The organism is Halomonas sp. AOP25-F1-15 (assembly GCF_052378675.1).
GTDB lineage: Bacteria > Pseudomonadota > Gammaproteobacteria > Pseudomonadales > Halomonadaceae > Vreelandella > Vreelandella casei.
Genome location: NZ_JBQSXV010000006.1, coordinates 77,683 through 91,780 on the forward strand (window position 1 = coordinate 77,683; position 14,098 = coordinate 91,780).

The 14,098-nt window shown below is 53.7% G+C and carries 12 protein-coding genes; 5 read left to right on the top strand and 7 right to left on the bottom strand.

The window, feature by feature from the left end:
* Positions 1-81: 81 nt before the first annotated feature.
* Positions 82-1,923: a glutamine--fructose-6-phosphate transaminase (isomerizing) gene (gene glmS, locus ACT3TF_RS12580; protein WP_444672295.1), complete on the top strand. Its 1,842-nt coding sequence runs from the start codon at positions 82-84 to the stop codon at positions 1,921-1,923.
* A gap of 158 nt (positions 1,924-2,081) precedes the next feature.
* Entirely contained in the window at positions 2,082-3,548 is a 1,467-nt protein-coding gene (gene nhaD, locus ACT3TF_RS12585; RefSeq protein ID WP_441684916.1) for a sodium:proton antiporter NhaD, read from the top strand.
* A gap of 193 nt (positions 3,549-3,741) precedes the next feature.
* Here nhaD and ACT3TF_RS12590 read toward each other — a convergent pair whose 3' ends face one another.
* The 3 genes from ACT3TF_RS12590 to ACT3TF_RS12600 form a co-directional block, all read right to left on the bottom strand.
* Positions 3,742-4,341, bottom strand: coding sequence for a CBS domain-containing protein (locus tag ACT3TF_RS12590; RefSeq protein WP_444672296.1), 600 nt, complete (start codon positions 4,339-4,341; stop codon positions 3,742-3,744).
* Between the two features lie 106 nt (positions 4,342-4,447).
* Positions 4,448-5,860: an ATP-binding protein gene (locus ACT3TF_RS12595; RefSeq protein ID WP_444672297.1), complete on the bottom strand. Its 1,413-nt coding sequence runs from the start codon at positions 5,858-5,860 to the stop codon at positions 4,448-4,450.
* Positions 5,857-6,537 carry a response regulator transcription factor gene (locus tag ACT3TF_RS12600; RefSeq protein ID WP_444624815.1) on the bottom strand — a complete coding sequence of 227 codons (681 nt, stop codon included), beginning with the start codon at positions 6,535-6,537 and terminating at the stop codon, positions 5,857-5,859. Before ACT3TF_RS12600 ends, ACT3TF_RS12595 begins: the two co-directional genes overlap by 4 nt.
* Before the next feature lie 256 nt (positions 6,538-6,793).
* On the opposite strand from ACT3TF_RS12600, the gene ACT3TF_RS12605 reads away from it, so the two are divergent.
* Positions 6,794-7,261, top strand: a complete 468-nt coding sequence (locus ACT3TF_RS12605) for a c-type cytochrome (protein WP_096276787.1) — start codon at positions 6,794-6,796, stop codon at positions 7,259-7,261.
* Between the two features lie 73 nt (positions 7,262-7,334).
* Here ACT3TF_RS12605 and rep read toward each other — a convergent pair whose 3' ends face one another.
* Entirely contained in the window at positions 7,335-9,404 is a 2,070-nt protein-coding gene (rep, locus tag ACT3TF_RS12610) for a DNA helicase Rep (RefSeq protein ID WP_444672298.1), read from the bottom strand.
* A gap of 131 nt (positions 9,405-9,535) precedes the next feature.
* On the opposite strand from rep, the gene ACT3TF_RS12615 reads away from it, so the two are divergent.
* Positions 9,536-10,006 (top strand): tRNA (cytidine(34)-2'-O)-methyltransferase, encoded by a 471-nt coding sequence (locus ACT3TF_RS12615; protein ID WP_441684927.1) that lies wholly within the window; start codon positions 9,536-9,538, stop codon positions 10,004-10,006.
* Here the strand turns inward: ACT3TF_RS12615 and pyrE are convergent, their stop codons facing one another.
* On the bottom strand, positions 10,007-10,672 hold the full coding sequence (gene pyrE / locus ACT3TF_RS12620) for an orotate phosphoribosyltransferase (protein ID WP_444672299.1): 666 nt from the start codon (positions 10,670-10,672) through the stop codon (positions 10,007-10,009).
* Between the two features lie 141 nt (positions 10,673-10,813).
* On the opposite strand from pyrE, the gene ACT3TF_RS12625 reads away from it, so the two are divergent.
* A complete protein-coding gene (locus ACT3TF_RS12625; protein ID WP_096276796.1) occupies positions 10,814-11,581 on the top strand; it encodes an exodeoxyribonuclease III in 768 nt (255 codons plus the stop codon).
* A gap of 105 nt (positions 11,582-11,686) precedes the next feature.
* Here ACT3TF_RS12625 and rph read toward each other — a convergent pair whose 3' ends face one another.
* Together rph and ACT3TF_RS12635 are read right to left on the bottom strand one after the other, a co-directional pair.
* On the bottom strand, positions 11,687-12,436 hold the full coding sequence (gene rph / locus ACT3TF_RS12630; RefSeq protein WP_441684931.1) for a ribonuclease PH: 750 nt from the start codon (positions 12,434-12,436) through the stop codon (positions 11,687-11,689).
* 101 nt (positions 12,437-12,537) lie between these two features.
* Entirely contained in the window at positions 12,538-14,094 is a 1,557-nt protein-coding gene (locus tag ACT3TF_RS12635; protein ID WP_444672300.1) for an FGGY-family carbohydrate kinase, read from the bottom strand.
* Between the last annotated feature and the right edge of the window lie 4 nt (positions 14,095-14,098).

The window sequence follows — 14,098 nt, forward strand, 5'->3', positions numbered from 1 at the left end:
TGCTAACAATCATTAAAAGGCCTGATTTACCGTTTTGCTTGTTGATTAATTAGCATGGGTGAATAGCTCAGGAGATTGATTATGTGTGGCATTGTAGCCGCCGTTGCCCAGCGCAACGTTCAAGAAATTCTGTTAGAAGGGCTAAAACGCCTGGAGTATCGCGGCTACGATTCGGCCGGAATGACGGTATTTAATGATGGCGCGTTGACTCGCCACAGAGCGCTCGGAAAAGTCGCGGCCCTTGCTGCGCGTTTGGATACCGCCGCACTGCCGGGCTTTTCAGGTATTGCGCATACTCGCTGGGCAACCCACGGAAAACCCTCTGAAGCTAATGCACATCCGCATCATAGCGACTCCCTGGTACATGAAAACCAGGTAGCGGTAGTGCACAACGGTATTATTGAAAACTATGAGCATATAAAAGATAACCTGCAGCACAGCGGCTATGTGTTCAGTTCAGAAACTGATACCGAAGTGATTGCTCACTTACTTTCTGAAAAGCTGGACGATGGACTATCGCTATTTGACGCTACTCAGCAGATTGTGAACGGACTAGGCGGTGCTTACGCACTTGGCGTGATGTGCGCAGCAGAGCCAGGCGTTATTGTTGGCGCTCGCCAGGGCAGTCCGCTGGTCATTGGCGTAGGCATTGATGAAGCTTTCTTAGCCTCCGATCCACTAGCGCTATTACCGGTAACTGACCGCTTTATTTATCTTGAAGAGGGTGATTTGGTTGAGCTGCGTTCGCAGGGCAGCATCCGCATTGTTGATCGCCATGGTAACGACGCTGAACGCCCGGTTCATACTTTTGAACACGGCGATGGCGCTGCTAGTAAAGGCGAATACCGTCACTACATGCTGAAAGAAATTTTTGAGCAGCCAAAGGTTATCGAGGCGGCACTAGAAGGCCGGCTGAGCGATCGAAGCGTGTTAGTGGAGAGCTTTGGCCCCGATGCGCAGGCGCTTTTTAAACAGACGCGCCAAGTGCATATCATTGCCTGCGGTACGAGCTATCACGCAGGCTTGGTAGCGCGTTACTGGCTTGAACGCTACGCCGGTGTGCCGGTTCAGGTAGAAGTTGCCTCTGAGTATCGCTACCGTCACCCCGTAGTGCCTGACAATACGCTGTTTGTGACGCTTTCCCAGTCGGGTGAAACTGCCGATACGCTAGCCGCCTTGCGCTTTGCCAAAACGCTTGGTTATGTTGGCACGTTGGCGATTTGTAATGTACCGGGAAGCTCGCTGGTGCGGGAGTCTGACCTTACCTTGATGACGCGCGCAGGCCCTGAGATTGGCGTTGCTTCCACCAAGGCCTTTACCACTCAGCTAGTGGCGCTAATGCTGTTAACGCTGTCAGTGAGCAAAGCCAAGGGACAGGCTGAATATCCGGATATTATTGCCGCGTTGAAAACCTTGCCTGAAGTGTGTCAGCAAGTCCTGACGTTGGACAGCAACATTGAAACGCTTGCGCAGGCGTTTGCTGAAAAACAGCATGCGCTTTTCTTGGGGCGCGGCGCTCATTATCCGATTGCGTTAGAAGGGGCGCTGAAGCTCAAAGAAATTTCCTATATTCACGCTGAAGCGTATCCCGCGGGTGAGTTGAAACACGGCCCGCTGGCGCTGGTGGATAGCGAAATGCCGGTTATTTCGGTGGCGCCTAACGATGACCTACTTGAAAAGCTTAAGTCCAATCTTCAGGAAGTTCGCGCCCGCGGTGGCCAGCTGTTTGTATTTGCCGATGAGCGAGTAGGTATCGCTGTTCAGGAAGATATTCGCGTATTGACCTTGCCACACGTGCACGAAGCGCTGGCGCCGCTACTGTACACCCTGCCGTTACAGCTGCTGAGCTATCACGTGGCTGTTCTTAAAGGTACCGACGTTGACCAGCCTCGCAACCTGGCAAAAAGCGTCACGGTAGAATAAGAATGACGGCTGATGGCGTGTGTTTGTGGGTGAATAAAAAACGCTTTACAACATGCGGCAATATGTCGCATGTTGTGCGCAGCCGTTGCGTTGCAGCATGTCGTTAGTGTGCTTATTATCGTGGCGGTCTTTCTCCTTTCTGCTGGGATCATATCGCCATGAAATCACCAAACGTCCTCGCAACTCGGCTTTATGCTAGCCGGGTCGCTTGGCTGTTGCTCGCCTGCACCCTTTTGTCCTTTCCTTCTCTTTCTTATGCTGCCGCTGGGTCGCTGAATCTTACGGCTTCGATTGCCGGTATCTCTTCTGTCCTGATCTTCGTGCTTGCTTATGCGTTGGTGATGAGTGAAGAGCTACTGCATATGCGCAAGTCTAAGCCTGTGCTAGTAGCTGCAGGCCTTATTTGGGCGATAGTCGCCTGGGTCTATGTTCAAGCGGGTATGCCGGAAGAAGCGGAAACAGCTTTCCGTGAAACGCTGCTTGAATACACTGAGCTGCTTTTGTTTTTGCTGGTCGCGATGACCTATATCAATGCCATGGAAGAGCGACGTATTTTTGATGCGCTGCGTTCTTGGCTAGTGCGCAAAGGTTTCAGCTATCGCAGCTTATTCTGGATCACCGGGGTAATGGCCTTTGGTATTTCAGCCATTGCCAACAACATGACCACGGCGATGTTGATGTGCGCAGTGGTTCTGAAAGTCGCTGAGGGCGATAATAAATTTATCAGCCTTTGCTGTGTGAACGTGGTGGTTGCCTCTAATGCTGGCGGTGCTTTTAGTCCGTTTGGTGATATCACTACGCTGATGGTGTGGCAGGCAGGCCAAGTACCGTTTGGCGGCTTCTTCGCACTATTGGTTCCTGCGCTGGTCAATTTCTTAGTACCTGCTGCCATTATGAATTTCTTTATTGTGAATCGTCAGCCTGCGGCGCTAAAAGAGAACGTTTGGCTCAAGCGTGGCTCTCGGCGGATTATCGTGCTCTTTTTGATTACCGTCGCGATTTCGGTGCTGTGCCACTCTATTTTGCACCTACCGCCCGCCATGGGCATGATGTTTGGTCTGGGCCTTTTACAGTTCTTTGGCTATTACCTGCGGCGCAGCCTGCCGCGGTCGCTTGAGCGCAAGCGGGAGCGCTATTCCCGACGGGGCGATTGGAAGAAGCTGGAACAGCTCGGTAGCGTGGTTCCCTTCGATATTTTCAGCCGTATTGCGCGCTCCGAGTGGGACACGCTGCTGTTCTTCTACGGTGTGGTTATGTGCGTAGGTGGTCTTGGGTTTATGGGCTATCTCAGCCTGCTTTCCGAAACGCTTTACGGCAGCTGGAACCCGGTATGGGCTAACGTGGTATTGGGGCTTATTTCGGCGGTGGTGGATAACATACCGGTTATGTTTGCGGTGCTTTCGATGGCCCCGGATATGTCGGAAGGCAACTGGCTGCTGATCACGCTGACAGCCGGTGTTGGGGGCAGTTTGCTCTCTATGGGTTCTGCCGCCGGTGTTGCGCTTATGGGCCAGGCGCGAGGTGTTTATACCTTTGCCGGGCACTTACGTTGGATGCCGGCCATTTTACTGGGCTATATCGGCAGTATCGCGGCGCATCTATGGATTAATGCCTCGATGTTCTAGGCCATTACGGCCCTGCGATTTCAGACCGTATTAGACGGGCCCGAAAAGCTAAAATGCCCCTCATCGATAACTCAATGAGGGGCATTTTTATGAGAGTAACTTTATGAGAGCAACTTAGTACACTTAACCCAGCACAACCCGTGTAAAAAAGTGAAATAAGCGGTATGGGTTACGCTTCAAAAGAGATCAATTTTTACAGATCATGGCCCGTGATAACTTGGCAAATTTCGGCAAAACTCTTTGCCATCGGGACGGGATTAATGTCTTTACCCACGGCGTTCTGTATATCGCTTGCTGAGATAAGGCCGCGAATTCTCAGTTCTTGGTTATCGTCGAGCTCGGTAATCAAGAGATGCTGATCGGTAAAGCTCTCCATCGATAGTACTAAGTCTTCAATCGTCAATGAGCCCAGCTGTGAAATGGGCATGGCGCTGAGTTTTTGCCACGGTGTCATGATCATTTCAGCCGTGACTTCCTCGCGATTGAGATTGCGCTGTTGCATGGCAAGATTAATCCGCCGAGAGCCAATCACTTCTTTCGAGGTGATAACGCCAATGCAGTGTGCGCGTTTATCCATCACGAACAGTAGACGTATGCCACCGTGGCGCATTTTTAGATGAGCATCGTCTATTGGGGTGTCTGCATCGACGGACTGAGGCATTAGCTGAGAAAAGTCAGTCAGCACGGTCATCGCAGGGCTGGTGGGTAATAGCCGCTTGGGTGTAGGCATTGCCAATATCGGTGTGGTGCCTAATTGGGTCAATGGCTTAGGTGAATATGTTACTTGGTTCATTAGGGCCGCTCCATGTGGAGAAAAGGTGAATTCTGAGTATCGGGTTCACCGTGTTGTTCCACAGTTACATTCAATTCTTACCGCAACCTTAAGAGATTGATAAATTTTATTGTGTAGCGAGCAATTTCAGCAGCTCATTCTCGGTTGGTTGCGGCAAATTAATAACCACGCGCAGCCCTGCGCTGGGTGAATCTTCAAGCTGTAACGTACCGCCATGGCGCGTTACTAAACGCTCCACAATAGAGAGGCCCAACCCTGAACCCGCACTGGGGCCGGAACGTTGGAAACGTTCAATGACTTTTTTGCGTTCGCTTAACGGTATGCCGGGACCTTGGTCATCAACAATTAGCTGAAATCCCTGTGCCGTTGCTGCCAGCGTGATACTGACCGCACTTCGGTTGGGGGAGTGCTGAATGGCGTTACCGACTAAGTTCTGTACCAAGGTTTCAATTGCCCCCGGCTCTTCTAACATTAGCCAAGCCGCGCGCTCATCCGCTTCTAATAACAGCTGCTGGCCTCGCTCTGTGGCCAACGGGGATAGCTTGGCTAGGGTCTCGCGGACTTCACGTAGAAGATGCGTATGGCGATAATCGGGCAGTGCTTCTTCTTCGGGCTCTAGGCGGGCGAGCGTTAGTAGCTGCGTGACTAAGCGCGTTGATCGAGCAACGCCACTGCGCAAGTGGCTTAATGCTTCTTGACGGTCCTCAATATTATCAGCCGTCAGCGCATTCTGTGCGTGTAAATCGAGCACGGCTAAGGGCGTGCGCAGCTCATGAGCCGCATCGGCGATGAAGCGCTTTTCACGTATGCGCATCAGCCGAATTCGTTTTAAAAGCCGATTGAGTGCTCCAGCAATGGTGTTTAACTCATGAGGTAATGGGCTTAGCGTTAGCGGCTGTAAGTTGTGCGGGTCACGGCTGCGAATTTGATCGGCCATGCGCGATAGCGGGGTTAATCCCCAGCCGATGGACCACCATAAAAAAGCAGTCAGCAATGGCAGCCCGATTAAGTCAGGCATTAATGTACGCAGCGCCACGGCTCGAATGAGCTCTCCGCGAACGTCTTCACGTTCGCTGACCACTATTCGCTGAGTAGAATTTGATATTTCTAATACATAAATGCGCCATTCATGCTCATCGATGTGAAGGCTAGTGAAGCCAGTAGGATGGTCAGCAAGATCGGCGTCAGGCGCATTGGCTGAGCGCAGTAATAAACGGTCATTTTCCCATAGCTGAAAGGCTAATTTGCTCTCGTAACGTTGCCCTGCAAAGCGTTTATCCCACTGCTTGGCACGCTGTAAAGCGTTATCCAAACTATTAAGCAGCGCGTCGCGATACTCTTCCGGTAGCGGAGTTTGCAGTAATCCGTCTAGCAGGCGCGCGTTCTGGGCCAGGCTGGCATCATAAAGTTCTTCGACCTCGTGAGCCGCGTAGCGATAGCTGATAAAACCAATTACCAACATGCTGAGACCAAATACCAGCAGCACAAGCCCCAGGGTGCGTTGTCGGATAGAGGTCATGGGCGTTCATCCTGGCCGGTTTTATCCATTACGTAACCAATACCACGCAGTGTGCGAATAAGCTGAGGAAAAAACTTTCGCCGGAGATGGTGAACATGTACTTCAATCGCATTGCTTTCCACATCCTCGTCCCAGCCATAGACAAGGCGCGTTAAGGTATCGCGCGTGAGCACCCGCCCAGGATGCGTCATAAACTCTTGCAGCAAGGTTAGCTCGCGACGCGATAGCACTACCCACTGCCCCTGGTAGCTTACCCGCATCGTCAGTGGGTCAAGATGAATACCACGGCACTCCAAGGCGCTATTAACCTGGCCATTACTGCGCCTCAACAGGGCGCGCAGGCGAGCCTTTAATTCGGCGACTTCAAACGGCTTGGTTAAATAGTCGTCGGCGCCAGAATCTAGTCCGGTGATGCGGTCATCCACTGCATCTCGAGCGGTCAGCACTAGGATTGGCACACGATTACCCTGGCGCCTCACCGCTTCCAACACCTGTATGCCATCCATTCGCGGTAAGCCCAGATCAAGAATAACGGCATCAAAAGGCTCACCCTCTTTTAACGCGGCCAGCGCAGTGACACCATCCTTAAGGTGGTCCACCGTGAAATGCTCAGGCTTTAACGCCAAGCGAATGCCCGATGCCAAGCTGGGGTCATCTTCTACCAATAATATCCGCATGGCGGGGTGGTTACTCCTCTACATCAACCGCAGCCACTAAGCATCGAAAGAGATAGCGCATAAAGGCTCTGATTGTCAGGATAAAGGTTATAGTCTGTAGGTTGATAACCTAGCACGCTTTATTACATTTCTTGCGCTTTGTGTTGCCGCTATACTCGTTCAATACGCACGCCTTGGCATCCCGGCAGTATTGATGTAGACGCCCTCAGGGGTTTAAGAATAAACGTTAAAAGACCGTACTCAAGAGGTGGTGAGAGTGAAAGCGAAGGGAATGATCAGCGGTCTAGTGGCTCTCAGCGTGCTTACGGGCGCGGCAGGTGTATTTGCTCAAGAAGACGAGCGTGAGGCGATGGCCAAGCGTTTAGCGCCGGTAGGTAAGCTGTGTTTACAGGGGCAAGCGTGCGGGACAGCCGTTCTTCTGGCTGCTGCTGATGTTGCTGTAGAAGAAGAGGCGGCCGCCAGCGAAGCCGATTCCATTAGCAGCATCGATACTGCCGCACTGTATACCAGTGCGGGTTGTGCTGTGTGTCATGCTAACGGTATCGCGGGCGCACCGAAGATGGGCGATTCAGCGGCCTGGACGGCGCGTTTGGCAAAAGGCACTGACGAATTATATGCCAGTGCGATTAATGGTATTGGCGCCATGCCCGCAAAAGGCGGCCGTCCTAATCTTTCTGATGAAGAAGTGATGGCGCTTGTCGATTACATGATTGCGGAAGAATAATAATCGGCAGTGCTGAAATAACGCTTTAGCTTATCCACAGGGCGTTTTGGCTATCGGCCTGTGGATGATTTTATTATCCAAGCAGTGAGCGCAGCCCGGCAATCGCGTCTTTACCCCGCGCCTGCTTCTTTTCAGGGTCTTCTTTATCCGCACGGCCTTCCCACTCTAAATCCTCGGCGGGCAGTTCTTCTAAAAAGCGGCTTGGCTGGCAATCCATCAGCTCTCCGTAGGCTTTGCGCTGGCGGGCAAGCGTTAGCGTTAGCGTGCGGCGTGCTCGGGTGATGCCGACATACGCTAGTCGTCGCTCCTCCTCAACGGTGCCCACTTCAATTGCATTGCGGTGAGGCAATAGATCTTCTTCCAGGCCAAGCAAATAAACATGCGGAAACTCCAAACCTTTCGAGGCGTGCATCGTCAGTAGCTGCACTCGATCAGAGTCATCTTCTTCGGCCTGCTGTTCTAAAATATCACGCAGCACCAGACGTGAAATCGCGGCTTCAATGCCGTCGGTTTCCGTCTCAGTGGCATCTGTATGGTCTTCAGTATCGCGGTTGAGCGACTTCTCTAGCTGATCGATCAAAATCCACACGTTGGCCATGCGCCGCTCGGCGACGGTGGGCGCGCTGGCGTTTTGATACAGCCACGCTTCGTAATCCATATCCCGCAGCATGTCGCGAATGGCGGCAATCGCATCGCCTTGATCCATGCGTTTACGCACGCCGTCAATAAAGTGGGTAAAGCGCGACAGCCGCTCGACGGCCCGGGTTGGCAGAACCTGCTCCAAACCGAGCTCATGAGAGGCAGCAAACAGCGAAATTGAGCGCTCAGTCGCATAGTTGGCGAGCTTTTCAACCGTACCTGGGCCCACCTCACGGCGTGGCACGTTCACAATGCGTAAAAAGGCGTTGTCGTCAGCTGGGTTAATCAGCAGGCGCAGATAGGCCATGGTGTCTTTGATCTCGTTGCGCGAGAAAAACGACGTACCGCCTGAAAGCTTGTAAGGAATCTGGTAGTGCTGCAGCTTGAGTTCTAACAGCCGAGCCTGGAAGTTACCGCGATAAAGCACGGCAAAATCGCGCCAGTCGGCCTTTTCTTTAATACGCCGAGTCAGCATTTCGCTGGCGACGCGCTCAGACTCGGCCTCTTCATGGCGATTCACAATCACCCGAATAGGCGCGCCGTCGCCCATATCTGACCACAGCGTCTTGTCATAAATATGAGGGTTATTGGCGATCAGCGTATTGGCCGCGCGCAGTATCGTGGCGGTAGAGCGGTAGTTCTGCTCCAACTTGATCACTTTCAGGCGCGGAAAGTCTTCACCCAGGGTAATAAGGTTTTCAGGGCGAGCGCCGCGCCAGGAATAAATCGACTGGTCATCGTCGCCTACCACGGTAAAGGTGGAGCGCTCCGCCATCAAAAGCTTCACCAGCAGGTATTGGGAAACGTTGGTGTCCTGATACTCATCTACCAGCATGTAATGAATTTTACGCCGCCAGCGCTCTAGCGCCTCCGGGTTGCGCTGTAGCAGTACCACCGGCAGCAGAATCAGGTCGTCAAAATCCACTGCGTTGTAGGCTTTTAGATGGCGCACGTAGGCTTCGTATACCCGTGCAGCAAAGTGTTCATCGTCATCTGCCGCAAATGAGAGTGCATCGCTGGGCAGCACTAAATCATTCTTCCAGGTAGAAATTTTACTCTGCACGGCGTTGATCTGCTCGGCATCTACCTGGGCATCTTTGTTCATTAAATCGCGCAGCAGCGCCTTGGCATCTTCCGGGTCGAACAGTGAAAAGCCCGGCTTGTAGCCCAGTGTTTTCAGCTCACCGCGAATAATATTGAGCCCCAGAGTGTGGAAGGTAGAGACCGTTAACCCGTGACCTTCTTTACCGTGAAGCATCTGGCCCACGCGCTCTTTCATCTCACGCGCGGCTTTATTGGTAAAAGTGACCGCGGCGATCCTACGTGCGCTCATTCCACATTCTTGGACTAAATAAGCAATTTTAGTGGTGATAACGCTGGTTTTGCCCGACCCTGCGCCCGCCAGCACTAAGCAAGGGCCATCAATGTAGCGCACGGCCTCTTGCTGGCGTGGATTTAGCCCTTTAATGCGGCTAAGAATGCTCTTAGATGTTGAGGGCGTCATGGCGAAGGTAGTCCTCTGCGAGTGCTGCACGTTATTTCGCGTACGATTTTAAGTGCTATTTTAAGTGCTATTTCGATTACAATCGGCGGCGCTTAGTAAATGCATAACGGGTGAACAATAGGCAGGTGGAGATGTTTGACGTAGCGCTTTTTGAACCACGCATGGCGCCCAATACGGGCAATATCATGCGCTTAGTCGCCAATAACGGCTGCCGACTTCACCTGATTGAGCCGCTTGGCTTCGACTTGGAAGAGAAAAAACTGCGTCGCGCCGGGCTGGATTACCGTGACCTCGCCAACGTTACTCGCCACGCGGATTTTAGCGCCTTTCAAGCGGCCATGCAGGGCCGACGCATCTGGGCGATCACCACCAAAGGTACGCGACCCTATAGCGATGCTGATTTTGCTCCCGGCGATGTGCTGCTATTTGGTTCTGAAACCGCAGGACTTTCGCCCCAAGTACATGAAACGCTAACCGCTGAGCACAAGCTGCGCCTGCCCATGCAGCCCAACAACCGCAGTCTTAACCTTTCTAACGCCGTGGCTATTGTGAGCTACGAAGCATGGCGCCAACAAGGATTTGAAGGCGCGCAGCCCATCTAATCAGCCGGCAATGCCGTAGCGATCACGATAAGCCCTAATCGCTTGTGCATAGGCCAGCATCTCGCCACCGGCGTGTTCTTCAAGGTAAGTAAGCACTTGCTCTAAGGTAACGATACTCACCACCGGCATTGCGTACTGTGCCTGTACTTCCTGAATCGCACTCTGTTCGCCCTGGCCACGCTCCTGGCGATCAAGCGCAATGATCACCCCGGCAGCACGCGCGCCGCTTTGCTCAATCAGGCTCATTACTTCGCGAATCGCCGTGCCTGCGGTGATGACGTCATCAATAATGAGAATATTGCCGGAAAGCTCCGCGCCAACAATGTTGCCACCTTCGCCGTGGGTTTTGGCCTCTTTGCGGTTGAAGGCGTAAGGCATATCCTGGTCATGGTGATCGGCCAAGGCTGCGGCCGTGACCGCCGCTAGCGGAATTCCCTTATATGCTGGGCCAAACAGCACATCAGCGTTTAGGTCGCTATCGACAATCGCCTGAGCGTAAAACCGGCCCAGCTTGGCCAGCGCTCGGCCGGTTTGAAACAGCCCAGCGTTAAAAAAGTAGGGACTAACGCGGCCGGATTTAAGCGTAAACTCGCCAAACTTAAGCACACCTTGCTCAATGGCAAAGGCAATAAAATCGTGCTGGTAGGGTTGTAGAGTGGTGGCCACGGCATTCCTCACTAGGTGGTAAGTTTAAATAGGTACGAAAGCAACAATAAAAATGGGGTAAATGGCAAGTTTTAGTCGCTGCCTTTACCCAAACGTCTAAACGTCGGGTATCATACAGCAGCGACGCAAAAGGGACGATTTATGAAAATTGCCAGCATCAATGTCAATGGTATTCGTGATGCCGTCGAGCGTGGCTTCCTGGACTGGCTGGCTCAGCAGGATGTCGACGTCGTCTGTGTGCAGAATATTAAGGCGAAAAGTTTTGAACTGGGTGACCACATTCTGTATCCGGAAGGCTATGAAGGCTACTTCCTGGATGCCGAAGAAGACGGTTTCTCCGGCGTGGCACTTTATTGCCGCAAAATTCCCAAGGCGATTATGTATGGCCTCGGGTTTCCTCAGTGTGACCATGAAGGACGTTTTCTGCAGGCGGATTATGAACGCTTCAGCATTGTCTCCTTTTTGATGCCTGACGGAAGCGATCAAAAAGCCAAACAGGCGTTTATGGAACAGTACCAAGAGTATCTGACGAAGATGTCGCGTAAACGTCGCGAATACATCCTCTGCGGAACTTGGCATGTTGCCCATAAAACCGTCGACTTGGCCAACTGGTCGGACAACCAACTGACCTCAGGTTTCCGCCCGGAAGAGCGCGCCTGGATGGATCAGGTGCTTGGCCCTACCGGGTTTATCGACACCTTCCGCGAAATTAACCGCGATGCGGGTGAGTACACCTGGTGGCCGAAGCTTGATCAAGACGTGCCCCGTGAACGCCAAGAAGGCTGGCGGATCGACTATCAATTAGTCGGCCCCAACTTCCGCCGCCACGTGGTTGACGCGTGGATTGATTACGATGCGACTTTCTCCGAGTTCGCACCGCTGATCATTGAGTACGATCTAGCGCTTTAAGCGCTAGTCAGCGCACTTTTCCCGCGTCGCATTAGTTTAAGTGGTAACTAAGCAACAAGCCGACCCTTAGGTCGGCTTGTTGCGTTTTTGGCGTGCGTTAAACGTTTAGTCACGAATTCCCAGCGCTTCACGCTGATGGTTGCGCAGCGCATCGCCCGCTTGCTCGGCTAAATCGAGCATACTGTTGAGTTCTGCGCGGCTGAAGGAACCCGCCTCGGCGGTACCCTGCACTTCGATGAGCTCGCCGTTTTCGGTCATCACCACGTTTAAATCGGTATCGGCTTTGCTGTCTTCCGGGTAGTCCAGATCCAGCACCGGGACACCCTTATAAATGCCCACGGAGATAGCACTAACCAGCTGCTTGAAAGGATCGCTTTTGATCTTCTTCTCACGCTGCAGGTAGCGGATGGCATCCATCAGCGCTACACAGCCACCGGTAATCGCCGCGGTACGCGTACCGCCATCGGCCTGAATGACATCGCAATCAATGGTAATGGTGAATTCGCCCAGCTTCTTCAAATTCACCGCTGCGCGCAGGCTACGGCCAATCAAGCGCTGAATTTCTAACGTACGGCCACCTTGCTTGCCGCGAGAGGCTTCACGATCACTGCGCGTATGGGTAGCGCGGGGCAGCATGCCGTATTCAGCGGTAACCCAGCCCTGATTTTTGCCGCGCAGCCAGCGTGGAACACCGGCTTCTACGCTGGCATTACACAGCACTTTGGTGTCGCCAAACTCCACCAGGACTGAGCCTTCCGCATGACGGGTGTAGTCGCGCGTGATGCGAATCTCACGGAGCTGGTCGGCTTGGCGGCCGCTGGGACGAACAACATCAGGACGCGTAGCACTGCTCACAAATAACACCTCTCTACAAAAAATCGCATTACAAGGAAAAGCCGCCCATTGTACACGTCTGAGCGTGTGCTTATGTGTTTAAGGCCCGCGAACGGTGGTTGTTAATCGAGCCGTCCAGCGTAGAGCTGCTTGAAAGCAGCATAACGCGCCGAATGTAGCTCATATGTTGCTGGGTCAGGCGCCAGTACCTGCTCGCCAGGGGATAGCTCACTCGCAACGCTCAATACATCGCCATTAGCGTTTGCAGCCATCGCCGCCACGGCAGCTCCAAGCAGCACGGGCTCCGGCGCATCAGATAAGATAACGCGACAGCCGGTGCCGTCGGCATACAGCTTGCGCAGTAACGCCGAGCGGCCGTGGCCACCGCTTAAGTGCAGCGTGTCAATTGCGTAACCATGCGCATTTAGCCGCTCGATAATCGCACGAGTGCCGTAAACCAGCGCGGTGGCGGCAGCCCAGTAGACCTTAATAAAACTCTCCCGCGGGGTATCTAGCGTGAGTCCGGTAATCGCGCCGCGAATTTCTGGGTCCGCCAGCGGAGAACGATTGCCGATGAAGTCGGGGCATACATGGGTATGTGGCGCAGGATCGCCGTTTTTCAGGCGCTCCAGCAGCACATCGGAAAGCATACCGTGCACATCGTCGCCAAATTCACTGCCAGCTGCGAACATCGCTACCAAGTGATCCAGCAGCGCACCGGTAATGCTTTGCCCGCCTTCGTTAGCCACAAAACCATTGCACAGTGCGCCCGGGTAGGGGCCCCACACGCCGGGCACCTCGCGCCGCTCGGGTTGGGCGCTGATATGGCAGGTGGAGGTGCCGCCAATCACCGCCAGGCGTTTCTCGGGGGCGTCGGTTAGGCTTCTGCCGAGGGTGCCAAGGGCACCGGCATAGGCATCGATCATGCCAACCGCGAAGGTGCAGTCAGTGGTGAGGCCCAGGTCGGCCGCCGCCGCCGCCGTTAATTGCCCCAGCCTTACTCCAACCGGGCGCACCTGGTCACTTAAACGGGCGCGTTCAAGTACATCCTGCATACCGATTTGATCTAGAAAATCGTGGTCCCAGCCATACCCAGGGCGTGGATCAAATGTCCACTTGCAGGCGAGCATACAGACCGAACGCTCAATGGAGCCTGTGCATTTAAAGCCTAACCAGTCGCCGAGGTCTCCAGCGTAGCCAATCTGGTTGTAAAGCTCTGGGCGGTGGCGCTTGAGCCACATTAGTTTGGGCATCTGCATCTCAGGCGACATCACGCCGCCCAGATTAGCCAGTGGTGCGGCGTTGGTGGCCGTGCACTCGGCGGCCTCAGCGGTGGCGCGATGGTCCATCCAGACGATGATATTCCATGCCTCATCGCCCGGTGAGAGCTCAAGCGGCTTATCTTGCTGATCCAGCAGCACGAGCGAGCAGGTGGCGCTCACCGACATGCTGGTGATGGCGTCGGGCGCCACGCCCGCAGCCTCGCGAGCACGCTGGGTGGCACTGCACACTGCGTTCCATATATCCGTGGAGCTCTGCTCTACGTGGTGTTCGGCAGGGCGATGCATCGCAATGGGTGTTTTAGCCTCGGCAAGCATCACGCCATCAAGCGTGAAAATGCCCGCCCGAGCGCTGCCAGTGCCGATATCAATACCCAGAACATGTTCTTGATGACTCATGGAA

Excerpts from the sequence above, each read along its gene's own strand:
- glmS (WP_444672295.1), top strand. The coding sequence starts at position 82 with ATGTGTGGCATTGTAGCCGCCGTTGCCCAGCGCAACGTTCAAGAAATT.
- nhaD (WP_441684916.1), top strand. The coding sequence starts at position 2,082 with ATGAAATCACCAAACGTCCTCGCAACTCGGCTTTATGCTAGCCGGGTC.
- ACT3TF_RS12590 (WP_444672296.1), bottom strand. The coding sequence starts at position 4,341 with ATGAACCAAGTAACATATTCACCTAAGCCATTGACCCAATTAGGCACC.
- ACT3TF_RS12595 (WP_444672297.1), bottom strand. The coding sequence starts at position 5,860 with ATGACCTCTATCCGACAACGCACCCTGGGGCTTGTGCTGCTGGTATTT.
- ACT3TF_RS12600 (WP_444624815.1), bottom strand. The coding sequence starts at position 6,537 with ATGCGGATATTATTGGTAGAAGATGACCCCAGCTTGGCATCGGGCATT.
- rep (WP_444672298.1), bottom strand. The coding sequence starts at position 9,404 with ATGACGCCCTCAACATCTAAGAGCATTCTTAGCCGCATTAAAGGGCTA.
- ACT3TF_RS12615 (WP_441684927.1), top strand. The coding sequence starts at position 9,536 with ATGTTTGACGTAGCGCTTTTTGAACCACGCATGGCGCCCAATACGGGC.
- ACT3TF_RS12625 (WP_096276796.1), top strand. The coding sequence starts at position 10,814 with ATGAAAATTGCCAGCATCAATGTCAATGGTATTCGTGATGCCGTCGAG.
- ACT3TF_RS12635 (WP_444672300.1), bottom strand. The coding sequence starts at position 14,094 with ATGAGTCATCAAGAACATGTTCTGGGTATTGATATCGGCACTGGCAGC.